This is a genomic window from Serratia sp. PL7 (genome assembly GCF_945957435.1).
Genome location: NZ_CAMFLB010000007.1, coordinates 46,834 through 70,968, shown reverse-complemented (window position 1 = coordinate 70,968; position 24,135 = coordinate 46,834). Strand labels below are relative to the sequence as shown.

Sequence of the window (24,135 nt, the reverse complement as noted above, 5' to 3'; positions counted from 1 at the left end):
AAGCGCAGGGGAGATAAGGTCTGATGGGGGGTTTATTAGTCTCGAAAAAATGCCACCATAACTGGCGGCATTAGAAGGTTATAATTATCACTATTATTTAGCAAGGCTTTGGATAGCTTGCTAATAATAATTTATGGTGAATACCACCTTGCTGTCTGCTTTGCCTGGTGTCACTTTGTTCTCTGTTTTGATATACCTGGCTACCAAAGGAATTGTCAGGTTGGTATTAGCACTATTGCTAACAGCTATCCGCTGCTCAGTACCGAGATTGAACAGGGTGTTGCTAGCTTTGTTACCCGAAGCAAGCTGGATACCAACGCCGTTGGCCGTGTTGTTTGAAGGTTCTAATTTGACGATACCGCTGGCAGCATTGATGTTGCCATATAATGCGGACAGCTTTAGCCCAATGGCATTACCGGTATATTTTAACCCAGAAATCGCGCCGGTTAAGTGGACCGTGTTAAAGGCATTATTGATATAACCGTAAAACCTTGGGCAGTTGGTCATTTTGATTGAGGCATCACGCCATTCGCTGGAGCCTTTTGACATCATATCAAAGATATCCCAGGATCCAAGATCAACAGTATAATCCGGTACGCTGCAGGTTTGAGAGATAATCCTTAAACTGCCACTAAAGTTAACGGTATAGGGCTTCCATGAGTAAAGGACGGCGCTGCCGTTGGCAACGGTGTAATCGTTACGAATGACGGCGGTAGGTAAGGAGCTGCCGTTCAGCGTACCCGGTGTGATATTACCGGTTTTTATCAGTAACATCGTGATGGTGGTCCACACCTGTATATCACCAATGCTGGCTCGCGTTTCACTATACCATTGGAAGGGAGTGGCATTAAGACCCGTGTTGCCTCTGGCGATCACCACGCCAACGCCAGGGATATTGGTGTTGTAAATTTTTCCTGAATAAGTTCCCCCTTGCCAGCTGGAAAGCGACTGCGGCATTTTGGTGAGATAAATATATTGCCTGTCCGTATGCGGGCCGGTGCCATCACAAAGACCATGGGGCGCTTTGGCATAATCCTTGGTTGAGGTGATGTTTTGCCGATAAATGATGGACCCGAGGGGGAGTTCATTACCCACGGTGATATTCCCTCCCTGCAAGGGAAAGGCATCGGTTCTGACCGGCACATTTATCTTACAGGTTAGCGCTAAACCAGCTGAACTGTAGGCAACCAGAACGACCAATAAGGCGTGCAAGCTATAGTGAGTTAAGGTCGTTCGAATGCTTTCAAGCCACCCGTTAGTAAACCTGTTCATTGTTAATCCTCCCGGCAGATTGAATCAAAGCGGATAATGTTTTTAATGGTCGAGCCTGGTTGTTTAGGCGGTAAAATATAATTCAGCTGGCAGTATTGACCTGGTTGGCTACCCCACTTGACCGTAAGCTGGTCCCGTTGCTTTTCTACCCGCGCATAAATTTGTCCCATCTGGCCAACGCTGCCGATGTTGTTTTTCACACTGTCGAATACTTCAGCCCCAAATGGCACTGCTTCGCCATTAGTGCGTTGCGCCATGATCAACAGCGGTGTCCCTTGCTGTGTTTTAAACGTCACCTTGCTCACTGCACCTGCATGTGGGGCAACTTTGTCACTGGTATTTTCCAGCTCGACTTCGTACGGGATGCCTTTTGGGTCGATGGTGATTTCATTCATCTCATACGGGTTCAGATAAGGCACGGCGGCGTGTCCCCATGGATCGATGCGCACCCCGGAATAGCCGCCCACCTTGGCGCCGGTCGCCCCTTTGGCTTCAACCACGGCGAAGGTATCACCGGTATAAGGTGTCATGACGATACCTTGCGGCCAGGCGATCATCGTGCCACTCAGCCCAGCCGACGCATTCTGGTAATGTCTTCCCGCGCCGTAAGTGGCGGTCATATGGGTGTAAGCTGAACGGTAACCGCCGTTGAGTGCCATGCTGCTGCCCCCGCCCTGGTTATAATGCATCGCGCTGGCGCCGTAGTTGTATTGATAGTCTTCCCCGGCACTGCCAGAAATACCAACTTGTTGGCCACTTTGCCCCGTGGTGCTGTGATTCAGGCTGGCGCTCAGCGAGGGTAGATTGGCATTTTCTTTACGCCCTAATGGCATGCTGAGGTTCAGCAGCCAGTTGGTTTCCATACCGCCCCGCATGCCGCGTACGCGCCCAGCGCTCAGGCTGTAGCTGATATCGCGATATTCGTTGCTGTAGCCCAGTTGATATTGAAGATCGGTATTGCCTTGATTCCAGTAATCCTGGGTATAACCGGTGACATACATTTGCCCCCAACCGGCTGGCAGCCCTTGATTCATGGTGATATTAAATCGGTTACGTGGCCGCCAGATATTGTCAGCCGACTGACCGCGCTGCTCGGCATCGATCGCCCGCATGGCGGTCATATAGTCGTAATAGCCGGAGGTTGAATAGCGATAGGCGGCGATGGTCAGGTTACTGTTGGTTGCCGGCAAGAACTTGCTGTAGCTCAACTGGAAGCTCTGCCCGCTGTTCATCCGCTCTTTGGTGCTTTCCAGATGGACTCGAGCCTGGCTGACATCGGCGGAGAACGCGCCAATCGAGGTGCTCAATGCTGCCCCCAATTGCAGCGCATAATAATCATTACTTGCCTGCAGGCCGCCGTAACCGGTCAGGGTATTGGTCAGCCCGCGTTGATAAGTGGCCTGCACCAGAGTGGGGTTTGAGGACAGCGATATATCATTGAGTTTACCCGCTACCACGTCGTAGTGGTGGGTGCCTGGGCGTAGCAACTGGGCGACTGACGCATAAGGAACCTGAAAGTTCTGCACGCTGCCGTCTGCTTCCTTAACCGTCACGTCCAGATTGCCGCCAAAGCCGGTCGGGTACAGGTCGTCAATCACGAAGGCCCCCGGCGATACCGTGGTTTCATAAATAACCAGACTGTTCTGGCGCACGGTGACTCGCGCATTGGTTCGAGCGATCCCACGAATATTGGGTGCATACCCGCGCAGGGAAGGGGCCAGCATGCGGTCATCGTTGACTAGTTCAATCCCTCGGAATGGCAGGGTATCAAACACCTGCCCTTTGGTGCTGGTTTCCCCCAGGCGCACACGGCCCAAGATCGCCGGAATATCGCGCTCGACATAGTTGTTGATCGACTGGTATTGCCCGCCGATCCTCTGCTGCCAGTTATAATTCCCGTCGTGTCGGAAATACCAGGCGCCGATATTGATGCCGGCATTTATCCCGGTGTAGACCGAGTTGCTGGTTTCTCCGCGAGAGTGCGTGGTATAGACGTTGGTGTTATACCCTAACAACAGTGCAGGGATGCCCTTATCCCACAGCTCCGGGCTGACATAGCCGCGCGCGATATTCTGCATCATTGCCTGAGGGATGCTGATATCCAGGCGCTGTAACCCTGAGTCGAATGCTACCTGAGCTTGTGGGATCAGTTGGGTGAGCGGATAGCAACTTTGTTCATTGCGAAGTGCCTCAGTAAAAGTGGCTGGCAGCTGGCTATAGTTAAAATTGATTTTTTTCAGGATGCCTGGTGACAGGCAAGGCAAGACTTGCTTATTCGCCTGCTCGACAAACAACACCTTTTCGTGCGTCGCCAATTCGCCGTTAACATAGATATCGGCTGGGGAGGTGCCCGGTGAAGCGGCTGCGCCGTGTTCAAAGCGGGATAAATCAACCGCGTCTGCCTCAGACGAGCTTAGAAATATCGGGTCGAAACGCACGCCAGTTCCCGTAGGAGCATCGTTGCGCAAAATCGCTGGCGTATCTTCTGTGGCCTGGGCCGCAGGCATGAAGGCCAACATTACCATGGTAGCCAATAGAGAATAATGGAATGGATGACGCATAGTAGATAAACAACCCTGTTTATATTTATCCCAAATACAACGACGGATTAAAGAACAGCCTTCACTGTTTTAACCGCCCCCCAGTCGTTAACGTATTCGTAGGAGATTGCAGCTCCCGCAAGTAAAGTGCGCGCGTCTTTCAGTGTGAATTGTTGAACGCCGCCGGGAGGCACCATCTCGCCTTCAGTAGAGAACGTATTTCCCCCTTGATGCACGACCACCGAGACTAATGAAACGTAATAGGGTGAGGAGTTGGTTGCCTGAAGTTTTCCGTTGCTAAAAGACCAAACCAACTTTTCGGCAGCGTCGGCTGCTTTGGTGTTATCGGCAATGGCAGCCGGACGATAGAAGATTTTTATCCGGGTACGGAAGGCGACCTGCAGGCGATTGGGCGCGATATTTTCCTTCACCGGTGGAATTTCTAATACGTTCAGCCAATACACGGATTCTTTATTTTCAGGCAATGCAGGAGATGCGGTATAACTCAGGCGTAGCGTCTGGCTTTTATTGGGATCGATTCGGTTAATGGGTGGCGTCAGAATAAAGGGCACGCGAATTTTTTCCGGTTTGGCATCGGAGTCGCCGGTATCAATCCAGCTTTGTACCAACATGGGAGCCTGACCGACATTCGATAATTTAACGGTCACTTCCTTGTCATTCCCTGGATAAACCACGCGGGTCCCGTTGACCACAATACTGGCCGAGCCAGGCAGCGGGGAAATCAGTAGAAAGCATAAGGCGGCCCAGAGTGTTAACGGGAATGATTTGCTGAACATAAATACACTATCCTTGAACAATGAACAGGGAGGTTGCCCTCCCTGATAAATCAAAACATTATTTGTACTGCAGGTTATAAACTACGCTACTGGTCACTGTACCCGGCGTGGTTTGGCCATTGGCATAATATTCAACGGCGTACGGCAACAGCGCGGTACCATTGGCCTGATCGATATCGATATAAGTCATATCATTGACCTGGTTGGTGCTACCGATGTCGATGACTTTATAGTTGCCGGACACGTCCAGTAATTGCAGATCAACCTTGGTGGCGCTACCGCCAACGTTTTTCAGGCGCCCAGTGCCCAGGTCTACCGTATTGCCCGGTTGGAAGAACGCCGAAACCTTGGAATGGCCGCCCGTAGTACCGATCACACATTTGGAGATGTTCATCTTGAAAGAGGCACGGCCGGTGGTGTCACCCGCGCTAGTCAGTTCGGTTACGCTAACGGTGGGCAGAATGATGGTGGCATCAGCGCCCTGGCCTTCGATGTCCACGTCACAGGTGCTGTCAGTCAGCAGGCCATTAAACGTAATGGTACCGGTTGAAGCAGCCTGTGCTGAAGCGGTCAAACCCAGTGCAGCCAGCAGAGAAAGACTAACAATTGTTTTTTTCATCTTTAAAACGTCCTTTATAGATCGAGTATCGTTACCATCATGGTAATACTTGGTGTATAAGTAGGCTGTAGCGAACAATAAGTGGCTTATTTATTCGTCATGCCTGCTTTTTTAAACGTAAAGCTACGTTCAAACCTGTCGCCCATTAATATGGATACCTTTAACGAGCGATTAAATTATCTGACTTGGTTTAAATGACGGATTTACACGCTTCAGTGCAGTCCGAGGATTTTAACCTTCATCATCAATTCCTGATTGCTGAATACGCCCAGCCGTTTCATTGAATTACGCTTGTGGGTACTAATCGTTTTAACGCTTTTGTGGGTCAATTGCGCAACCCGGTGTGGGCTATGGCCCATCGATAAATGCCGTACCGTTTCCCTTTCCATCTCGGATAAGTTCAGCTTTGGGGGACTGTTTACATCAAACCGACCCATTAAGAACAGCATCGATAATTTTTTTTGTAATTCCTGTTTGAGTCTGGTGATGGTTATATCCAAATCGAACAGGCAAACGCTCCAGTCGGTAGGGGTACCTTGTAACAAGCGCTGGCAGCGTTCAGAACAAAAAACGATGCTGGGTATCTTCGGTGCTGCTCGGTTAACAAAGGGCAGCACGTCGGTCAGGCATTTCTGGCTGATTACCCATATATCGATTTGAGGGATCGCCCGCCCTGGTTCTAAAGGCAGGTGTAGCGGAATATCGGCTAATACGCTCTCTACTCCATATTTAAAAAATGAGTCAACCCCATAAATATTGATTACTGGCTTATACTTCATTTTTCCTCAAAGATACAGTTCTGGCAGTAGGCGCAATAGGGACCCTGATTGGCATAATCTGGTTTATTGTTATTTAACTGCAAGGTGATAATCGGACTCTTGGCTGAGTTTATTGCTTATTAGGCCATTTTTAATAGTAAAGCGTTTTTATATCGCCCCTTGAAATACTGATGCCTTTGCTTCTGGATGTAATGATAATCTCTTCTGAAATCCCCAATAACGCCAGTTTTAACTTGAGCTCTTTGAGTTCTTGCCACAGAAATTGGTTGGAAGATGAATAGTTCATCTTGCCAATGACCTCGATCAACAATTCCTGACGGCTGACATACTTGTCACCGGCATGCTTGAGTAAATAGGTGAGTATGGCCATCGTCACTTCTTTTAACGAGACGATCGCGCAGGAGAAGTTGGCGCTAGGTTTGTCCGTGCTGAGGCGAACTATCCTGTTATGCTTAACATCGATTTGCAGATCCGGCTCAACCCAGAAGCCAAATAGTTTTTTCCTATCCATTTCCTAAAACTCCTGTTATTAGGTAGAGAGCCTATCCATTGGTAAGACAATTCTATGTTCTTACTCATATAAAACAATACGTTTAATATCCTGATCTTAGGGTTTCCATTTTGTAACGAAATGGAATTTTTGACTAAATTATTGCCATTTTTTAGATGTAAAAACTGCATTATCCAGGTGTGCTAAATTTTGCGCTACAGTTGATCAGGATTTTGAATTCAGCATAAAGTGTCAAAAATAAATATTTTTTGGAATAAAAATCCATATTTTTAATTAAATTTAATAAATTCATTTAGATACGCTCAAGACTGAAATTGAGTTAATTCCTATTTTCTGGCCACTGATTTTGACAAATTAATGCCCGCTTCAATTTCTGGTTCGTCAGAGAACGCTGAGCTTGTTCAAGCTGCGACTCCCGTTTGCCAGACTTATATTACGCAGGATCCAGCGGTATAAAACTCAAAGTTTATCATTCAATCTCAATGAGATGGCGTAACTATCCTGTAGGAACTTGGTGTAAATTAATTGCATTAATAATGTTGTATTTTTGGTTTTTAGGCTGTTTTTTATTGGGATATTTAGCTGCAATCGATAGTGCCTCATTGATCAGAAAAATCTTAATGAGGTATTAATCTTCACATTAATGACAACTCTTGGGTCATTCGCCATAAGTGGGTTTGGCCAGGCCTATTTGATGGAGGGCATATCTGACACTTTATCAACGGGTTGGCTGAATCGAGGTGGTGGGAAAGCAGGAAAAAAATGAAGGGCGGGTAGCCAAGCGGGCGCAGTAAATGCCGCGCCCATACAGAGCGACTCTGTTTATTGATTGGCGGGTTGGGCCGGCTGTTCGGTTTTACCGTCGGCTTGTTGAGTCTTATTGTCCATGCTGTTCTTGAGCTGCTCGGTTTTTGCCTTGGCCTGTTGCGCCAGATCGTTCGCTCCGTTAATTGCATCGGCCTTGATGTTTTTGGCTTGATCGATCAACTGCTGGCTTTGTTTGTCTGCATCCTGTTTGATCGCGGCGGCCTTGGCCTTGGCATCATCAGTGAGGGCATCTGCCTGCTTGGCGGCGTCATCTTTAATGGCGGAAGCCTGGTCCTTCAACTGTTCCGTCTGGGCCGCCGCGGCCTGTTTGATCTCTTCCGCTTTAGCCTTGGCGTCGTCGGTCAGTTGATCCGCTTTCTTTTCCGCCGCATCTTTCATTTGTTCGGCACTGTCTTTGGCCTTATCCAGATGGGAATCGACCTTGGCATCATCGCAACCCACCAGCAGTAAACCTACCATTGAGGCCAATAGCACTTTATTCCACGCTTTCACGGTCTAGCTCCTTTCGGTCATCTTCAATTTGTGCGATTTATCTTAGAACAGCTTTGCCGTATAAGACAAATTTGGCAACTAAATTGCGTTGTTCTCATGGCGGGTTCAACAGCGGTTGCTTTCTGTGGTAGACTCTTCGCGTTTTCCTGCCAGTTTTGGTTGAGGTGCTTTTCTGAATACGCCGGCACAGCTGTCACTGCCACTTTATCTACCCGATGATGAAACTTTTGCCAGTTTTTATCCGGGTGAGAACCCATCCTTGTTAGCCGCGATCCAATCCGCAGTCCGTCAGGAGCATGGTAGCTACATCTATTTCTGGTCACGCGAAGGCGGGGGACGCAGCCATTTGTTGCATGCGGCCTGTGCCGAACTCTCGCAGCGTGGCGAAGCGGTAGGCTATGTGCCCCTGGATAAGCGCGCCTATTTTGTGCCCGAAGTGCTGGACGGCATGGAACAGCTGGCGCTGGTCTGCATCGATAACATCGAATGCATTGCCGGTGATGAGGAATGGGAAATGGCGATTTTCAATCTCTATAACCGCATTCTGGAAACTGGCCGCACCCGCCTGTTTATCACTGGCGATCGTCCGCCGCGCCAGCTAAATCTGCATTTGCCGGATCTGGCCTCGCGCCTGGATTGGGGGCAGATCTACAAGCTACAGCCGCTGTCGGACGAAGAGAAACTACAGGCGTTACAGTTGCGTGCCAAACTGCGTGGTTTTGAACTGCCGGAAGACGTGGGCCGTTTCCTGCTCAAGCGTCTGGATCGTGAAATGCGCACACTGTTTATGACGCTCGATCAGTTGGATCGCGCGTCCATCACGGCACAACGCAAGTTGACCATTCCGTTTGTGAAGGAAATCCTGGGGTTGTAGCCGTCACCACGCTTTAGGCTATTCACCCTTCGTGCAATAACGCACTGCGGAATGACAGGATGTGCGCCTGCGCAGCGCTGGCGGCGGCGTCGCTGTCCTGTGCGGCCAACGCGCTGATAATCGCCCGGTGTTCATCGATAACTTCCTGCATATGCCCTTCTCGCGACAGCGTGCTGGCCCAGAAACGTTGGGCTCTGGCGTGCAGTACGCTCAGAATATCCGCCAGCATGTTATTTCCGGCAATCTGTGCCAGCTCCTGATGGAACTGATGATCCAGCGTCATCATCCGCACACGGTCACGATCCTGGCTGGCGGTTTCGATCTGCTGGTTCAGTGCGTTCAGCGCGGCAACCTGTGCCTGGGTGATCTTGGCACTGGCCAGGCGCATACACAGCATTTCATTGGCCAGCCTGACATCAATCAACTCTAACGCATCGTCTATCGATAGCGGCGCTACCATCACCCCTTTGCGCGGGATCACCTGCAGCAAGCCCTCATTCGCCAAACGGTGGATCGCCTGATTGATCGGTGTTCTGCCCATATCCAGCTCACCCATTACCTGCGCGGTATTGAGATACTCACCTGGTTTGTAACTTAACGTCACCAATGCCTGCTTGAAGCGGCGGTAAGCCACTTCATTGAGCGACAAACCGGCTTCATCTGCTACCGGGAACCCTCGATCCTCTGCGTCAATGGTCTTCACATACTACTCCTGCAAGAAGAAATTTTTAGACATGGTACACAAAAACGTCACATGGTAGTCGCTTAGTTGTTAACTGAAGATATAGTGAAATTTCACACCATTTTAACTAAAGGGACACAATTGCCATGAGGCTGACCTTTACTTTACCAGAAACCTGTAGTGCCAAGACGCTGGATGCTGACATCGATCATCTGGTCATCGCTGGCTGGACCGGTCGCGATTATAAGGCAATTCAACATCATATCCAGGAACTGGCCGAGCTGGGTGTCCCTCAACCCAGCAGCGTCCCGCTGTTTTACCGTGTGGCGGTTAATCAACTTAGCCAAGGCGATTGCATCGAAGTGATCGGCGAGGCGACCTCCGGCGAAGCGGAACCGCTCATTTTCAGCCATGGTGGTGAGCTGTATGTCTCATTGGCATCCGATCATACCGATCGTCAGTTGGAAGTACACAGCGTAGCACTGTCCAAGCAGATCTGCGTTAAACCGGTAGCTCGTGCTGCCTGGCCATTATGCGAAGTGAGCGATCACTGGGACTCCTTGATCCTGCGTTCATGGGTTAAGGAAAATGGCGCGTTTCAGCTTTATCAGCAGGGGACTCTCGCCAGCCTGCGCACTCCCGGTGATTTGCTCGAACGCTATCTGAGTGGACAGCAACTGCCAGAAAGCGGCATGGCGCTTCCCCTGCTACCGAGTGACGGGCTGGCAATGACCTGTGGCACGGTCGCGGCGATTGGGGGGATCCGACCATCAGCCGAATTCCGTATGGAACTGGTGGATGAGGTGTTGGGGCGCACCATCGCCCATAGCTATCGCAGTATCGAACTGCCGGTGGTGGCGTGATGGCTAAGTTAACGCTTGTACAGGCCGCAGCCGGGTTGGCCAGTGGAGAGTTTACTTCCAGGCAGTTGATCGCCGGTGCCTTGGCGCAGATCGCCGATCCGCAAGGGGAAGGGGAGCGTACTTTTACTCAGGTGTATGCCGAATGGGCACAACAGCAGGCGCTGGCGGCTGACCAACGTCGTGCAGTAGGCAAACCGCTGTCCCCTTTGGATGGCGTGCCGGTTTCGATCAAAGACCTGTTTGACGTGAGCGGGCAGGTAACTACCGCTGGTTCTCAGGTGCTGGCCGGTGCTGCGGTGGCCAAGAAGCACGCTGCGATAGTAGAGCGTCTGTTGCAGGCGGGAGCGGTAGTGATCGGTAAAACCAACATGACCGAGTTCGCCTACTCCGGGCTGGGACTCAATCCGCATTTTGGTACCCCTGCAAATCCCTGGGATCGCGCCGTCCGCCGTATCCCCGGCGGATCGTCTTCCGGTGCGGCGGTCGCGGTAGCTGACGGTATGTGCTGCGGTGCTGTTGGCAGTGATACCGGGGGATCGGTACGTATTCCGGCCGCTTTCTGTGGCTTGACCGGCTATAAGCCTACCGCCCGTCGAATGGCCAGCGGTGGACTGCTGCCGTTGTCGCCTTCGCTGGACTCTATTGGGGTGATTGCTCATGACGTTGCCAGCTGTATCGCACTGGATGCGGCGATCGCCGAGCAAGCGCTACGGCCTGAGTCACAATCCTTGGAGAGTGCACGTTTTGCCGTCCCGCAAACGTTAGTGCTGGATAGCTTGGACGAAGAGGTTGCAGCGGCGTTTGAGCGCACCTTGAAACGTTTGGCCCAGGCCGGTGCGCAGATTGACGCTATCCCTTGCAGCGAATTCGCCGAATTGGCGGAGATCAATGGTGCCGGTGGTTTTACGGCACTGGAGTCTTGGCATTGGCACCAGCCGTTGATTGCCGAATATGCCGAGGGTTATGACCCCCGGGTGCTGTCACGCATTCGCCGTGGCCAGCCGTTGGGCGAGAGCGATCTTCAGCAGCTACGGCAGCTGCGTGCCAGTTGGCAACAGCGGGTGACAGCCAAGGTGCAGGGTTTTGACGCCTTGTTGATGCCAACCACGCCGTTGATAGCGCCAACCATTGCCGAACTGGCAGAGGACGACGAAGCCTACTTCCGTGCCAACGGTGCCGCGCTGCGTAATCCTTCCGTCATCAACTTCCTCGACGGCTGTGCGTTATCACTACCCTGCCAGCGGCCAGGTGAGGCCCCCGTCGGCCTGATGGTGGCCGGGTTACCCATGCATGACCAGGCGCTGCTGGGTTGGGCGCTGGCAATCGAACGTTGCCTTGCCGGCGCGTGATTTTTCGGCAGGGTGCCACCTTGCCTTACTGACTCTACCAGGAGAATACCCATGATCGGTTCCCCGAACGGAATGCTGTTTGTTGCAACGGATGTCGCCGCGCAGGATGAGGCGGATTTCAATCAGTGGTACGACCGTGAACACGTGGAAGAGCGGGTGCGTGTTCCCGGTTTTCTATCCGGTACGCGCTATCAGGCGCTACAGGGGGGGCGCAAATACCTCGGGCTGTATAAAACCGCCTCTCTGGCCAGTTTTACCTCCCAGGCCTATCGCAACGCTTTTACCCAACAGACACCGTGGTCGGTTGCCTGCCTGGGCAAGATGCGCGATCCCCTGCGCCGGGTCTGCACGGTTGAAGCCGTCACCGGCCAGGGCAGTGGTAGCCATCTGAGCATTATCACGCTGGCAGTGAGTGAGCAGGATGTTCTGAAAAACGATGTTAAGCACCTGGGTTCCTTGTTGGCTGAACAGCCGGGTTTTGTGCGCAGCAGCCTGCTGTTGCCAAACGCCGAGCTCAGTTCTCCGCTTCCGCAAGAGTCGCGGGAAAATCGTCAGCTGTTACCGATGGTGTTGATCGAGAGTAGTAGCGCAGAGGCGGGGCAGCGTTTGAGTGAGCTGGCTTGCCACACGTTGAAAATCCCTGCTGGCGAGGAGGTGCATTACGCACTTGGCTGGCAACTGACCTCACAGGAGCTGGCATCATGAATACGTCCACCACTGAAACACCGATTGTGGACTTATCGGTGAAAGATCACGCCGTCGATCCTCCTAAAACCGGCAGGTTGGCGGCCGCCAGTTCGATAGGTACCGCGCTGGAATGGTATGACTTCACCGTTTACAACATCATGGCGGCGTTGATTTTCAACCATGTTTTCTTCCCGTCATTCGATCCGTTGGTCGGCACCATTCTGGCGTTTTCCACTTATGCGGTCGGCTATGTTTCACGGCCCATCGGCGGCATCGTCTTCGGGCATCTTGGCGACGTGTTGGGACGGCGTTTTGTGCTGGTTGCCACGCTGGTGATCATGGGCGTGACTACTACCCTGATGGGATTACTGCCCGGCTATGCAAGTTGGGGGATTTGGAGCCCGCTGTTGCTGGTGGCACTGCGTTTTATCCAGGGCATTGCGCTGGGTGGGGAATGGGCTGGAGCCGTGCTGCTTTCGATGGAACATGGTAAGCCACATCAGCGTGGGCGTAACGCCTCATTTGCGCAAGTCGGTCCCTCTTGCGGTTCGCTGATTGGCACCGGGCTGATCGCGTTGGTGACCATGGCGATGTCGGCAGACGATTTCCAACAGTGGGGATGGCGCATTCCGTTCCTGTTGAGCCTGGTGCTGGTGGTCTTTGGCCTGTGGTTGCGCCGTGGGGTCGGGGAAACACCGGCGTTCCTGAAATTGGAAGCGTCGAAGGATGTTACCCATTCGCCGATCCGCGAGGTTTTCACCCAACACCCACGCTCGTTGCTGATCGCCGGTGGTTCGCGCATTGGCTCCGACGTGTTGTACGCCTTGGTGGTGGTGTTTACCCTGACTTACGTGACCACGGTGCTGAACCTGCCACGGCCACTGGCGCTGACTGCCACCATGCTGGGGGCGATCGGCAACGCGATTACCGTACCGATGTTTGGCGCCTTATCCGATCGCTTAGGCCGCCGACCAGTGTATATCGGCGGGGCACTGGCGGGGATAGTCTGGGCTTTTGCCTTCTTTGTGTTGCTCGATAGCAGTCAACCGGTGTTGATTTGTACCGCAGTAGTGATTGGCTTGTTGATCCATGCGGCGATGTTCGGCCCGCAGGCTGCCTTCATCACCGAACAGTTCCCGACCAGGGTGCGCTATGCTGGTTCTTCGCTGGCTTATACTCTGGCGGGGATCGTGGGAGGTGGCTTTGCGCCGTTGATCATTGCTTCGTTATTCACTTCTTTTGACAGCACGCTGGCGATTTCGGCTTACGTTGTGCTGGCACTGCTAATTACCTTGTGGGCCTTGCTCGCCGCCCGGGAAACAGCGCATAAACCGTTGTAAATACAGTCGCCGGGCGAATAACGCCCGGCTTGCCGTTACGGGATCACAAGATCTCCAGCACCTTCTCCGGTGGCCTGCCAATACGGGCTTTGCCTCCTTTCACCACGATTGGGCGTTCGATCAGTTTCGGATTGCCCACCATCGCTTGCAGCAGTTGTTCTTCACTCAGGGTTTCATCCGCCAGCCCCAGCTCCTTGTAGAGATCTTCTTTCTTACGCATCAGTTCACGTGCTGAAGCGAAACCGAGCTCTTGCAACAGCTTTTTCAGCTCGGCGACGGAAGGCGGCGTATCCAGATACAACACCACCTGCGGTTCGACGCCATGCTGTTCCAGTAGTGCCAGCGTTTCCCGGCTTTTCGAGCAGCGTGGGTTGTGATAAATAGTGACGTTTTTCATCTTTCTCTTTCCTTGTTCAAATCAAGTGCGTTGGAACTTGCTGAAGGTTCTTTGCAACTGACGCAGTTGGTCAATCCGCGCATCATAGCGAGCCTGTTTCAGGCTGCCCAGCTTTTGCAATGAGCTGGCGTTACTGAGCAAACCTATTGCCTGATCCAGACGGCCTGCCAGTGCCAGGCTTTCAGCCCGGGCGGAGAGTTCTTCATCGCGTAACCCTTGAGCAGCACTGGCCTGAGCCAACAGATCCCAGCCGTTCGGATCGTCTGGATGGGCAAAGGTATAACGGTTGAGGATTTTTGACGCTTGAGCGGGTTGATTGCCCTCAACGTAGGCGTTCGCCAGGTTGAGCAGCAACACCGGGTTATTGCTTTGCGCCGCATTGACCGCCTCAAGGCGAGCAATAGCCTGAGCGGCTTTATTCTGACCCAGATCGATGTCGGTCAGCAGATCCAGCATCCAGACGTTTTTCGGATCTTTTGCCAACAGCGGCTGAATAAGATTGCGTGCTTCGTCGTATTTCTTGGCTTCATAGAACAGGATCGCCCGGCCATATTTGGCGGCTATTTGCTCGCGAATGTTGCCTTTGCTGTAAGTGTTCAACAGGTCTTCGCTCAGACCATAGCCTTCCGAGCTGTACATGCCCAGCGTACGTACCCGCGCTAGCAGATAGTCCTGGCTGGATTGCACCAGATGGCGCGGCATTTGGTTGGCGCGGTTGCGGGCATCCGAAAGCCTGCTGTCCGGCAACGGGTGCGTCAGCAGCATTTCCGGGGGTTTTGAGGCATAGCGGGACTGATCGGCCAGCCTTTGCAAGAAGTCTGGCATCGCTTCGGGATCGAACCCGGCGCGTTGCAATACCTGAATACCGATACGGTCGGCCTCTTGTTCATTTGCTTGGGTGAAGCTGATCATCCCCTGCTGCGTTCCCGCCAGCGTACCGCTCAGCGCCGCCATGCCCATGGTTGGGTTGGCCATTGCCAGCAGGATAGAACCTAGTGCGCCCACCCAGGTCAGTGGCGCGTTGCGTTGCTGGTCTTCCATTGCGCGGGCCAGGTGGCGCTGGGTCACGTGTGAGATTTCATGCGCCAGAACCGAGGCCAGTTGGCTCTCGTTGTCGGTTTCACGGAACAGGGCCGAGTGCAGCACCACGTTGCCGCCGAAGAAGGCAAAGGCGTTGATCTCGTCGTTACGGACTAGAAAGAAGTGGAACGGGGTGCGCACTGAATAGGCGCTGGCGACCAGCCGGTTACCCAACTGGTTGATATACTGGGTCAATAGCGGATCGTTGATCAACGGGGCGCTAGCGCGTAGCTGCCGCACGTAAAAATCGCCCATGGTCAGTTCCTGGCCGATGCTCAGCGTTCCCCCTGCGGAAGTCCCCATATCCGGCAGTTGGTCTTGCGTTTGGGCGTTAACCGGCGCCAACGCAGAGGTGCAAAGCGAGCCGAGCAGCAGGACTGTTAGCGCTGTTTTAGTCAACCGGATGGTCATAGTCAGGTCATTCCCTCAATAAAGTCATCAACTAAGACGCCAGCATCAGATAAGAGTTCTTCTTCCATGCCAGACTCTCCAGTACAATCATCGCGAAAGTGCGTTGGCTCACAAAAATGCATTTTCAGGGATTGTGCGCCTAAGCGGCAAAAACGCTATCACATCATAGCCAGCCACAACCTACATTGAAACGTCTGCACGGTGATAACCGGGCTAAAATTATCTAAAAATCATGTCATACCAGCTCGGCCGCACAGGGATTGGCGAGCCTCACCCCCATTGATGGAATAAGGAGCAATCTCTGATGTTAGAGATGTTATTACAGTGGTACCGACGTCGTTTCACCGATCCGCAGGCTATTGCGCTGCTGGTGATCCTGGTTGCCGGGTTCTGCATCCTTTATTTTTTACACGGTATCTTGACCCCCTTGCTGGTAGCGCTGGTGCTTGCTTACCTGCTGGAGTGGCCTACCGCTCGCCTTCAGCGCCTGGGATGCTCGCGCACCTGGGCGGCAAGCATCATGCTGATTGTGTTTGGCGGTATTGCCATGCTGTTGGTCTTCGTGGTCGCGCCAACCGCCTGGCAGCAGGGCATCAACCTGATGACCGATTTACCAGGCATGCTCAATCAGTTTTACAACTATGCGGCGACCTTGCCGACACGCTACCCGGCGCTGGTGGATGCGGGCATCATTGATATGATGGCGCAGAACCTGCGTGAGCGCCTGTCGGGCATGGGAGAATCGGTGGTGAAATTCTCGCTGGCCTCACTGGTTGGGCTGCTGACTCTGGCCATCTATCTGATCCTGGTCCCTTTGATGGCGTTCTTCCTGCTGAAGGATAAAGAGCAGATGATCAACGCGGTACGCCGCGTGCTGCCGCGCAACCGTGGGTTGGCAGGGCAGGTATGGATCGAGATGAACCAGCAGATCACCAACTATATTCGCGGCAAGGTGTTGGAGATGGTGATCGTCGGGGTGGCGACCTATCTGGTGTTCTTTATCCTGGATATGCGTTATTCCCTGCTCTTGGCGGTGTTGGTCGGCCTCTCGGTGCTGATCCCATACATCGGCGCGGTGCTGGTGACGATCCCGGTGGTGGTAGTGGCCATGTTCCAGTGGGGCATTGGTGCCGACTTCTGGACGCTGATTATCGCTTATCTGGTGGTGCAAGGGTTGGATGGCAACCTGCTGGTGCCGATCCTGTTCTCCGAGGCGGTCAACCTGCATCCGCTGGTGATCATTCTCTCGGTGATTATCTTCGGCGGCCTGTGGGGGTTCTGGGGCGTATTCTTCGCCATCCCGTTGGCGACGTTGGTGAAAGCCGTGATCCACGCCTGGCCGGATGACATGCTGGTGGATGTGGGTGATGAGGTGAAGTGAGAAAAATAAAGCGCAGCAACTGATGCTGCTGCGCTTTACCCTTTACTGCTGCAGGTAGTTCAGAACGATTTCGTGGTGATTGGTGGTCTTGAAATCATCGAACACTTTCTCAACCTTGCCGTCGGTGCCGATCAGGAAGCTGATACGGTGAATACCGTCATAGGTTTTGCCCATGAAGGTTTTCTCGCCCCAAACGCCAAACTGCTGAGCTACCTGATGATCTTCGTCGGATAGCAGCGTGAAATTGAGCAGTTCTTTCTCAACAAAACGCGAGAGCTTTTCGGGTTTATCGGTGCTGATGCCCAGCACTTCGACACCCGCCTTTTTCAATTCATCCATGTTATCCCGTAACCCGCAGGCTTGCACGGTGCAACCTGGCGTCATGGCTTTGGGATAAAAGTAAACCAGTACTCGTTGTCCCTGGAAGTCGGCCAAGTTAATTTCCTCGCCATCCTGGTCGAGTAAACTAAATTTCGGCGCTGTATCACCGGCTTTCAATGGGCTCATAACTACTCTCCATCTCTCTCATCATGCTGTGGATAGTTCACCACGCTAATACTGCCTTGCGCATTCAATTCTGTACATAGGCGATAAAAGGCTTGTTCAATATTTGTGGCATCCTGACCGCCGGAACTGTGAGCGGTGATCTGAATATAGAGCTGCGAGGGCTGCTCACCTTTTGCTGGCTGAGTCCGTGACACCAGCTCGGCAATGTTCATCTGGCTCGAATCAAACAGGCCGGTAAACCGCTCGATGATATGCGGGGAGTCTTTTACCTCAACCTGTACCCACACTGTAGCTGGCATTGGCGGTCTTTCTTGCGAGTTTGTGCGTTTCATCACGATCAGTAAATCCAGCTCGGCGCCTTTTTGCGGCAAAGTGGATTCAATCAGGGTAATCGCGTTCCAGCTACCTGAAAGCAGCATGATGAAGGTGAACTCTTCACCCAGCATGGCCAGACGGCTATCTTCGATATTGCACCCGCAGCTACTGACGTGGCGGGTGATGGCGTTGACGATACCGGGGCGATCGGCGCCCAGTGCGGTGATCACCAGATAGTGTTCATCAGGCTTAGGCAAAATGCAGCTTCCTGTCGTACTGAATGGGGTTACCATGGTAAACACAAAAAAAACCGCCTGCCAAGCGCTTAGACACGTTGTTTGCTTGCTTTTGGATAGGTGACAAAAGTACCATGGGTAACTTGTTTGTGAAGGGGACGGCCAATGTTTACGGGAAGTATTGTTGCACTGGTTACGCCGATGGACACCAAAGGTGCTGTCGATCGTGCGAGCCTAAAAAAACTGATTGATTATCATGTAGCCAGTGGGACTGCGGCGATCGTTTCCGTAGGAACTACCGGCGAGTCTGCCACGCTGCCCCATGACGAACATGTGGACGTGGTCTTGCAGACGCTGGAACTGGCCGCAGGCCGTATTCCAGTGATCGCCGGCACCGGTGCCAACGCCACCAGCGAGGCTATCTCACTGACGCAGCGTTTCAGCAATACCGGCGTCGTGGGCTGCCTGTCGGTCACGCCTTACTACAACAGACCGACCCAGGAAGGCCTGTACCAGCATTTCAAAGCCATTGCCGAAAGCACCGATCTGCCGCAGATCCTCTATAACGTGCCTTCACGCACCGGTTGTGACATGCTGCCGCCAACGATCGCTCGTTTGGCCAAAATTAAGAATATTGTTGCCGTTAAAGAGGCAACAGGGAACTTAAGTCGTGTTAGTCAGATCCAAGTGCTGGTTGATGATGAAGACTTCATTTTGCTGAGCGGCGACGACGCCAGCGGTCTGGACTTCATGCAACTGGGTGGCAAAGGGGTGATTTCCGTGACGGCCAACGTGGCAGCGCGTGAAATGGTTGAACTTTGCCGCCTGGCGGCGCAAGGCAATTTTGCCGAAGCACGCCGTTTGAATCAGCGCTTGATGCCTTTGCATCAGGATTTGTTCGTAGAAGCAAACCCAATTCCGGTGAAATGGGCCTGTAAGGCATTGGGATTGATGGCAACCGATACGATGCGTCTGCCTATGACGCCGTTGACCGACGCTGCCCGTCCTGTCGTGGAGCGTGCGTTGAAAAGCGCCGGTTTGCTGTAACTCTTAGGGAGATTTGATGGCTTATTCATTGCAAAAGTCTACGCTAGCAACGGTCGTGGGATTAGCGCTGGTGATGACGCTGGCGGCTTGTTCTACCGATCAGCGCTACAAACGCCAGGTTAGCGGCGATGAGGCCTATCTTGACGCCGCACCGCTCAAACCGTTGAGCGCGCCGTCCGGCCTGATCCTGCCGGTACAAACCGGTAATTATGAAGTGCCGGCAAGCGCGCAGAAAGGCGCTGTTGGCAAGCAACTGGATATCCGGCCACCGGTACAGCCGCTGGCACTGTTGAGCGGTTCTCGTGGCCAATATGCGGGTGACAGCGGCACGCTGCTGCTGGAAAGCAGCCCGCAGAACGATAACCTGTGGTCGCGCGTAGCCAGCCTGTTGCAGAGCAAAAACATTCCGATCGCCTCACGTACGGATGCCAGCCAAACGCTGACCACCGACTGGGTGAAGTGGAACCGTCTGGATGAAGACAACCAGTACGAAGGCCGCTACCAGATCACGGTACAGAAACAGGGTTACCAGCAAGCGTTGGTGGTGAAAACCCTGGAACTGCGTCAGCAGGGGCAAACCGACAAGGTTACCGATCCTTCTGAAGTTCAGCGCTACAACGGTATGATGATGAACACCATCGTTGAAGGCCTGGACAAGCAGGACAACCTGTCGAGCAGCCAGTCCGCCAACCGTATTGGCGTATTGGACGTGCAGAGCGGCGCGGATGACACCGGCTTGCCGACGCTGATCGTGCGTGCGCCGTACACGGTAGTGTGGGATCGTTTGCCACCGGCACTGGAAAAACTGGGGATGAAAGTGGGTGACCGCAGCCGTCCGCAGGGTACCGTCGCCGTAACCTACAAATCCCTGAGCGGTAGTGATTGGGATGCGTTGGGCGCGAAAGATCCTGAACTGAAAGAGGGTGATTACAAACTGCAGGTTGGTGATTTGAATAACCGTACCAGTTTGCAATTTATCGATTCCAAAGGTAAGCCGTTGACCCAGTCGCAGAACGATGCGCTGGTCGCCGTGCTCCAGACGGCTTTCAGTAAAACCAGCGTTAAATAAATACATCTAGGGGCTACGGCCCCTTTTTGTTTTGCTGATACGGTATCGTTTGCGTCGCAGGTTTGGCACAATAGTTATCAGCAAACCAAAGAACTTATCAGGTCAATTTTGTGCCCAGTAGGCTGTCTGGCAGCCGGAAGGTACCATCTCATTGGAGTAAGTTAAGATGCAAAAGCTAGCTGAACTGTATCGCGGCAAGGCAAAAACCGTCTACACCACCGAAAACCCGGATCTGCTGGTGTTGGAATTCCGTAACGATACGTCAGCACTGGATGGTCAGCGCATTGAGCAGTTCGATCGCAAAGGGATGGTGAACAACAAGTTCAACCATTTCATTATGAGCAAGCTGGAAGAGGCTGGTATCCCAACGCAAATGGAACGCCTGCTGTCAGATAACGAAGTGCTGGTGAAAAAGCTGGAGATGGTACCGGTTGAGTGTGTGATCCGTAACCGCGCTGCGGGCTCTTTGGTCAAGCGCTTGGGTATCGAAGAAGGCTTGCCGCTAAATCCTCCGCTGTTTGATCTGTTCCTGAAGAACGACGCGATGCACGACCCAATGGTGAACGAATCCTATTGCGAAACCTTCGGCTGGGTGAGCAAAGAGCATCTGGCGCGCATGCGTGAGCTTAGCTACATGGCTAACGACGTGCTGAGCAAGTTGTTTGACGATGCTGGCCTGATCCTGGTCGATTTCAAGCTGGAGTTCGGCCTGTTCAACGGCGAAGTGGTGCTGGGCGATGAGTTCTCCCCGGACGGTAGCCGCCTGTGGGACAAGAATACCCTGGCCAAGATGGACAAGGACCGCTTCCGCCAGAGCCTGGGTGGCCTGATTGAAGCCTACGAAGAAGTCGCCCGCCGTATCGGTGTGAAGCTGGACTAATCGTTAAATAATGCCCCTCACTCTAGCCCTTTCCCGGTAGGAGAGTGCAGAGTCAGGGGCAAAGCATCGAACCGAGCCTCTCATCCCTCATTCACCACTTTCCAGAAAATTACTGCATTCCATCCGCCACGAACGCCTTATAATAGTAACCAGGGCAAGTTTCCTACGATTATTAAAAATCATCTCTGGAGTTTATTTATGCGTTGGCAAGGGCGTCGAGAAAGTGACAATGTCGAGGATCGCCGTGGGCAGTCTTCCGGTCTGGGCGGCGGTGGTGGTCCCCGGATACCTATCGGCGGCAAAGGTGGCCTGATCATTCTGGTAGTGGTGCTGGTTGCCGGTTACTACGGGGTAGACCTGACTCCGCTGCTGAATGGCGGAGATGTCTCTCCACAGTCTCAGCAGCAAAGCGCCAGCATCAGTCCGCAAGACGATCAACTGGCCAAGTTTACCTCGGTGGTGCTGGCCTCTACCGAAGATAACTGGCAGGGGATCTTCAAGCAGATGGGGAAAAACTATCAGGATCCGAAATTGGTCATGTACCGGGGCGCGACGCGTACCGGCTGCGGCACCGGTCAATCGGTAATGGGGCCATTCTATTGCCCGGCGGACGACACGGTCTATATTGATCTCTCTTTCTACCAGGATATGAAAACCAAGCTGGGTGCGGGCGGTGATTTTGCTCAGGCCTATGTGGTTGCGCATGAAGTGGGCCACCACGTGCAGAATCTATTGGGGATTGAGCGCAAGGTTCGCCAGATGCAGCAAGGGGCTAGCCAGGCAGAGGTTAACCGCCTGTCGGTGAAAATGGAGCTTCAGGCCGACTGCTTTGCCGGCGTTTGGGGGCACTACGCCGAGAAACAGCAGATGCTGGAAGCGGGCGATCTGCAAGCCGCGCTGAATGCCGCACAGGCGATTGGTGACGACCGTTTGCAGCAGCAAAGCCAGGGGCGAGTGGTGCCGGACAGCTTTACGCATGGCACCTCGCAGCAGCGTTATACCTGGTTCAAGCAAGGGTTTGATAGCGGCGACCCTAACACCTGCAACACCTTCGCCTCCCGTTGATATTACTCAGTGCCGGTGCCTAGAGCCCGGCACTCTGCTTTCAGGCCTCAATATTCATGTTACAAAAAATGCAACAACGCATGCAGCAGCAGGGTATTCGGCGGCTGTTGGTGATCAGCGGCGAATCGCAATGGTGCCGGGATCAGGCGCAGCAACTGGTGGCACAGCTGCCGGGTGACTGGCCTTGGGTCGGTAATGACGCGCCCGCAGGAATCGATGCGTTGGCGAGTCACGCGGTCAGAACCTTGCTGGGGCAAGAGCGGTTGCATGCGGTGTTTGATGCGTTAGTAGGGCTGGATGTTGAAGCGCTGGCCCAGCTATGCGGGACATTACAAGCCGGTAGCTGGTTACTGTTGCTGGTGCCACCTTGGCAAAGCTGGCCGCAGCAGCCAGATAGTGACAGCCTGCGCTGGAGCGATTGCCCACAGCCGATCGCCACGCCCCATTTTATCCACCATCTGCAACAACAATTGCTGGCCGATAGCGAAGTGTCTATCTGGCGGCAAGGTGAACCCTTGTGCCTGGCTCCCTTACCATCACGGCCAGATTGGCAGGCTCCCCAGGGTGATCCGAGTGATGAGCAGCAGGCCATTTTGGCCCGGTTGTTGGCGGCCGAGTCTGGGATCTGGGTATTAACCGCTGCGCGTGGCCGAGGGAAATCGACGGTGGCGGGGATGTTAATGGCCAGCAGCCCGTTAGCCTGTTGGATCACCGGCCCGAGCCGCGCCGCTACCGACGTTGCCAGTGAGTGGGCCGCCGGACGGGCCCAGTTTTGGGCACCGGATGCTTTGCTACAGCATTGTGCTGAACATGGTGCAGAGGGTGTTGGCTGGCTGCTGGTGGATGAGGCCGCAGCGATCCCAGGACCTTTACTGCAACAGCTAATGGACTATTTTCCACGCGTATTACTGACAACAACGGTGCAGGGATACGAAGGAACGGGGCGCGGTTTTTTACTGAAGTTCTGCGCCACCTTGCCACAGTGGCAGCCGCTAAGCTTGCAGCAACCGATGCGTTGGGCAGCGGGCGATGCCCTGGAGCGGATTATCGATCATGCCTTGCTGTTCAACGAGGAACCAGTATGGGCAGTGGCCGGGCAGTCACCTACTATTGGTGCTATTGAGCAGGCAGAACTGTGTGCTGACCCTCAACGGTTACGGCGTTTCTATGCGTTGCTCTGTAGCGCACACTATCGAACTTCTCCGCTGGATTTACGCCGCCTGATGGATGCGCCCGGGATGCACTTCAGTGCGGCATCGCTGGAGGATGAGGTGGTCGGGGCACTGTGGCTGGTGGATGAGGGGGGCTTATCGGTTGAACTGGCTCACGAGGTTTGGGCGGGGCGCAGAAGGCCACGTGGCAATCTGGTTGCTCAATCTTTGGCAGCACATAGCGGCCAATGGTGGGCACCCACTTTGCGTTCCCGCCGCATTACCCGTATCGCCGTGTTGCCGGAGTTACGCCAGCAAGGGATCGCCAGCCGGTTGGTGGAACAGCAAAAACGCGTCTCGCAGGGGTTGGATTTTCTTTCCGTCAGCTTCGGCTATACCGAGCCACTGTGGCGGTTCTGGCAATCTTGTGGTTTCACCCTGGTGAGGATTGGCAACAAACCGGACGCCAGCAGCGGCTGTTATAGCGCCATGGCATTGCTAGCTATTAGCGAGCAAGGGGAGGCGCTGTGCCATGCAGCGCATAAGCATCTGGCACGGGATTGGCGCTGGTTGCGGCAACGTAGCGACTTGTTGTTGGAATTCGACGATGATGCCGATCCACTATTAAATGAAGAAGATTGGCGCGAGCTGGCCGGTTTTGCCTTTGCCCATCGGCCCTTGGAGGCCAGCCTGGGGGCGCTACAACGTCTGTTGTTGACCAGCTCACTGCCCTGTGCGGTATTGCGCGCGCATTTGCAGCAACAACAAACCATGGCCCAGTGCGCTACCCAATATGGCCTGAGTGGCCAAAAAGCCTTGCTACGGCTTTGGCGACAAGAGGCTGGGCAGGCGTTGCAACAAATTAATGCGCAACATTGCCGTTACTGGCAGGAGTGGGCGCAGTCGTTGCAATAAATGGAAAGAGTTGTTCAATAAAACCCGATTTTCCTGATTTCTCCGCGG

Annotated in this window: 23 protein-coding genes; 11 read left to right on the top strand and 12 right to left on the bottom strand. The window is 53.5% G+C overall.

Annotated elements, in window-relative coordinates; genetic code table 11:
• Positions 1-120: 120 nt before the first annotated feature.
• The 7 genes from N6G83_RS26460 to N6G83_RS26430 form a co-directional block, all read right to left on the bottom strand.
• Complete coding sequence (locus tag N6G83_RS26460; RefSeq protein WP_211134959.1) at positions 121-1,272, bottom strand: fimbrial protein; 1,152 nt, start codon at positions 1,270-1,272, stop codon at positions 121-123.
• A gap of 2 nt (positions 1,273-1,274) precedes the next feature.
• Positions 1,275-3,833: a fimbria/pilus outer membrane usher protein gene (locus N6G83_RS26455; protein WP_260524057.1), complete on the bottom strand. Its 2,559-nt coding sequence runs from the start codon at positions 3,831-3,833 to the stop codon at positions 1,275-1,277.
• Positions 3,834-3,880: 47 nt separating this feature from the next.
• Positions 3,881-4,609, bottom strand: a complete 729-nt coding sequence (locus tag N6G83_RS26450) for a molecular chaperone (RefSeq protein WP_065686542.1) — start codon at positions 4,607-4,609, stop codon at positions 3,881-3,883.
• Positions 4,610-4,667: 58 nt separating this feature from the next.
• Positions 4,668-5,228 carry a fimbrial protein gene (locus N6G83_RS26445; RefSeq protein ID WP_211134963.1) on the bottom strand — a complete coding sequence of 187 codons (561 nt, stop codon included), beginning with the start codon at positions 5,226-5,228 and terminating at the stop codon, positions 4,668-4,670.
• A gap of 212 nt (positions 5,229-5,440) precedes the next feature.
• The gene (locus N6G83_RS26440; RefSeq protein WP_211134965.1) at positions 5,441-6,007 is read right to left on the bottom strand and encodes a LuxR C-terminal-related transcriptional regulator; all 567 of its coding nucleotides are present in this window, start codon (positions 6,005-6,007) and stop codon (positions 5,441-5,443) included.
• Positions 6,008-6,137: 130 nt separating this feature from the next.
• On the bottom strand, positions 6,138-6,518 hold the full coding sequence (locus N6G83_RS26435) for a winged helix-turn-helix domain-containing protein (protein WP_211134967.1): 381 nt from the start codon (positions 6,516-6,518) through the stop codon (positions 6,138-6,140).
• A gap of 822 nt (positions 6,519-7,340) precedes the next feature.
• Entirely contained in the window at positions 7,341-7,838 is a 498-nt protein-coding gene (locus N6G83_RS26430) for a hypothetical protein (protein WP_024527059.1), read from the bottom strand.
• A gap of 172 nt (positions 7,839-8,010) precedes the next feature.
• Between N6G83_RS26430 and hda the strand changes: the two genes are divergently transcribed.
• A complete protein-coding gene (gene hda, locus N6G83_RS26425) occupies positions 8,011-8,712 on the top strand; it encodes a DnaA inactivator Hda (RefSeq protein ID WP_024484905.1) in 702 nt (233 codons plus the stop codon).
• A gap of 22 nt (positions 8,713-8,734) precedes the next feature.
• Here hda and N6G83_RS26420 read toward each other — a convergent pair whose 3' ends face one another.
• Positions 8,735-9,415, bottom strand: a complete 681-nt coding sequence (locus N6G83_RS26420) for a GntR family transcriptional regulator (protein ID WP_024527060.1) — start codon at positions 9,413-9,415, stop codon at positions 8,735-8,737.
• Positions 9,416-9,540: 125 nt separating this feature from the next.
• Here N6G83_RS26420 and N6G83_RS26415 point away from each other — a divergent pair, with 125 nt between their 5' ends.
• Genes N6G83_RS26415 through N6G83_RS26400 form a run of 4 tightly spaced genes read left to right on the top strand, consistent with a single transcriptional unit; the run spans position 9,541 to position 13,633 of the window.
• Positions 9,541-10,257: a DUF2848 domain-containing protein gene (locus tag N6G83_RS26415; protein WP_211134969.1), complete on the top strand. Its 717-nt coding sequence runs from the start codon at positions 9,541-9,543 to the stop codon at positions 10,255-10,257.
• Positions 10,257-11,606 carry an amidase gene (locus tag N6G83_RS26410; RefSeq protein ID WP_211134971.1) on the top strand — a complete coding sequence of 450 codons (1,350 nt, stop codon included), beginning with the start codon at positions 10,257-10,259 and terminating at the stop codon, positions 11,604-11,606. Before N6G83_RS26415 ends, N6G83_RS26410 begins: the two co-directional genes overlap by 1 nt.
• Positions 11,607-11,657: 51 nt before the next feature.
• Positions 11,658-12,311 (top strand): DUF4286 family protein, encoded by a 654-nt coding sequence (locus tag N6G83_RS26405; RefSeq protein ID WP_199063355.1) that lies wholly within the window; start codon positions 11,658-11,660, stop codon positions 12,309-12,311.
• Positions 12,308-13,633, top strand: a complete 1,326-nt coding sequence (locus N6G83_RS26400) for an MFS transporter (protein WP_074031441.1) — start codon at positions 12,308-12,310, stop codon at positions 13,631-13,633. The genes N6G83_RS26405 and N6G83_RS26400 overlap by 4 nt, the downstream gene beginning before the upstream one ends.
• 43 nt (positions 13,634-13,676) lie before the next feature.
• On the opposite strand, the gene arsC is transcribed toward N6G83_RS26400, so the two are convergent.
• Both arsC and N6G83_RS26390 read right to left on the bottom strand, forming a co-directional pair.
• Positions 13,677-14,030: an arsenate reductase (glutaredoxin) gene (gene arsC / locus N6G83_RS26395; RefSeq protein ID WP_211134979.1), complete on the bottom strand. Its 354-nt coding sequence runs from the start codon at positions 14,028-14,030 to the stop codon at positions 13,677-13,679.
• A gap of 21 nt (positions 14,031-14,051) precedes the next feature.
• Positions 14,052-15,521 (bottom strand): tetratricopeptide repeat protein, encoded by a 1,470-nt coding sequence (locus tag N6G83_RS26390; RefSeq protein WP_021178754.1) that lies wholly within the window; start codon positions 15,519-15,521, stop codon positions 14,052-14,054.
• Between the two features lie 304 nt (positions 15,522-15,825).
• Here N6G83_RS26390 and N6G83_RS26385 point away from each other — a divergent pair, with 304 nt between their 5' ends.
• Positions 15,826-16,902: an AI-2E family transporter gene (locus N6G83_RS26385; protein WP_024527067.1), complete on the top strand. Its 1,077-nt coding sequence runs from the start codon at positions 15,826-15,828 to the stop codon at positions 16,900-16,902.
• 42 nt (positions 16,903-16,944) lie between these two features.
• Here the strand turns inward: N6G83_RS26385 and bcp are convergent, their stop codons facing one another.
• Positions 16,945-17,409, bottom strand: a complete 465-nt coding sequence (bcp, locus tag N6G83_RS26380; protein ID WP_021178751.1) for a thioredoxin-dependent thiol peroxidase — start codon at positions 17,407-17,409, stop codon at positions 16,945-16,947.
• A 2-nt stretch (positions 17,410-17,411) separates the two neighbouring features.
• Positions 17,412-18,017: a glycine cleavage system transcriptional repressor gene (locus N6G83_RS26375; RefSeq protein ID WP_071784392.1), complete on the bottom strand. Its 606-nt coding sequence runs from the start codon at positions 18,015-18,017 to the stop codon at positions 17,412-17,414.
• Between the two features lie 108 nt (positions 18,018-18,125).
• On the opposite strand from N6G83_RS26375, the gene dapA reads away from it, so the two are divergent.
• From dapA to N6G83_RS26350, 5 genes are all read left to right on the top strand, one after another.
• The gene (dapA, locus tag N6G83_RS26370) at positions 18,126-19,007 is read left to right on the top strand and encodes a 4-hydroxy-tetrahydrodipicolinate synthase (protein WP_021807111.1); all 882 of its coding nucleotides are present in this window, start codon (positions 18,126-18,128) and stop codon (positions 19,005-19,007) included.
• 16 nt (positions 19,008-19,023) lie between these two features.
• Positions 19,024-20,076 carry an outer membrane protein assembly factor BamC gene (gene bamC / locus N6G83_RS26365; RefSeq protein WP_074031444.1) on the top strand — a complete coding sequence of 351 codons (1,053 nt, stop codon included), beginning with the start codon at positions 19,024-19,026 and terminating at the stop codon, positions 20,074-20,076.
• A 166-nt stretch (positions 20,077-20,242) separates the two neighbouring features.
• On the top strand, positions 20,243-20,956 hold the full coding sequence (gene purC / locus N6G83_RS26360) for a phosphoribosylaminoimidazolesuccinocarboxamide synthase (RefSeq protein ID WP_021178747.1): 714 nt from the start codon (positions 20,243-20,245) through the stop codon (positions 20,954-20,956).
• Positions 20,957-21,154: 198 nt separating this feature from the next.
• Positions 21,155-22,021: a neutral zinc metallopeptidase gene (locus tag N6G83_RS26355; protein ID WP_024527070.1), complete on the top strand. Its 867-nt coding sequence runs from the start codon at positions 21,155-21,157 to the stop codon at positions 22,019-22,021.
• Positions 22,022-22,077: 56 nt separating this feature from the next.
• Positions 22,078-24,087, top strand: a complete 2,010-nt coding sequence (locus N6G83_RS26350; protein WP_211134986.1) for a tRNA(Met) cytidine acetyltransferase TmcA — start codon at positions 22,078-22,080, stop codon at positions 24,085-24,087.
• Positions 24,088-24,135 lie beyond the last annotated feature (48 nt).

Coding starts and splice junctions, on each gene's coding strand:
- N6G83_RS26435 (WP_211134967.1), bottom strand. CDS start 6,518: ATGGATAGGAAAAAACTATTTGGCTTCTGGGTTGAGCCGGATCTGCAA.
- N6G83_RS26405 (WP_199063355.1), top strand. CDS start 11,658: ATGATCGGTTCCCCGAACGGAATGCTGTTTGTTGCAACGGATGTCGCC.
- N6G83_RS26410 (WP_211134971.1), top strand. CDS start 10,257: ATGGCTAAGTTAACGCTTGTACAGGCCGCAGCCGGGTTGGCCAGTGGA.
- N6G83_RS26390 (WP_021178754.1), bottom strand. CDS start 15,521: ATGACCATCCGGTTGACTAAAACAGCGCTAACAGTCCTGCTGCTCGGC.
- N6G83_RS26350 (WP_211134986.1), top strand. CDS start 22,078: ATGTTACAAAAAATGCAACAACGCATGCAGCAGCAGGGTATTCGGCGG.
- arsC (WP_211134979.1), bottom strand. CDS start 14,030: ATGAAAAACGTCACTATTTATCACAACCCACGCTGCTCGAAAAGCCGG.
- N6G83_RS26375 (WP_071784392.1), bottom strand. CDS start 18,017: ATGGTAACCCCATTCAGTACGACAGGAAGCTGCATTTTGCCTAAGCCT.
- N6G83_RS26415 (WP_211134969.1), top strand. CDS start 9,541: ATGAGGCTGACCTTTACTTTACCAGAAACCTGTAGTGCCAAGACGCTG.
- bamC (WP_074031444.1), top strand. CDS start 19,024: ATGGCTTATTCATTGCAAAAGTCTACGCTAGCAACGGTCGTGGGATTA.
- N6G83_RS26445 (WP_211134963.1), bottom strand. CDS start 5,228: ATGAAAAAAACAATTGTTAGTCTTTCTCTGCTGGCTGCACTGGGTTTG.
- N6G83_RS26440 (WP_211134965.1), bottom strand. CDS start 6,007: ATGAAGTATAAGCCAGTAATCAATATTTATGGGGTTGACTCATTTTTT.
- N6G83_RS26460 (WP_211134959.1), bottom strand. CDS start 1,272: ATGAACAGGTTTACTAACGGGTGGCTTGAAAGCATTCGAACGACCTTA.
- N6G83_RS26355 (WP_024527070.1), top strand. CDS start 21,155: ATGCGTTGGCAAGGGCGTCGAGAAAGTGACAATGTCGAGGATCGCCGT.
- N6G83_RS26450 (WP_065686542.1), bottom strand. CDS start 4,609: ATGTTCAGCAAATCATTCCCGTTAACACTCTGGGCCGCCTTATGCTTT.
- dapA (WP_021807111.1), top strand. CDS start 18,126: ATGTTTACGGGAAGTATTGTTGCACTGGTTACGCCGATGGACACCAAA.
- N6G83_RS26400 (WP_074031441.1), top strand. CDS start 12,308: ATGAATACGTCCACCACTGAAACACCGATTGTGGACTTATCGGTGAAA.
- N6G83_RS26455 (WP_260524057.1), bottom strand. CDS start 3,833: ATGCGTCATCCATTCCATTATTCTCTATTGGCTACCATGGTAATGTTG.
- N6G83_RS26385 (WP_024527067.1), top strand. CDS start 15,826: ATGTTAGAGATGTTATTACAGTGGTACCGACGTCGTTTCACCGATCCG.
- purC (WP_021178747.1), top strand. CDS start 20,243: ATGCAAAAGCTAGCTGAACTGTATCGCGGCAAGGCAAAAACCGTCTAC.
- bcp (WP_021178751.1), bottom strand. CDS start 17,409: ATGAGCCCATTGAAAGCCGGTGATACAGCGCCGAAATTTAGTTTACTC.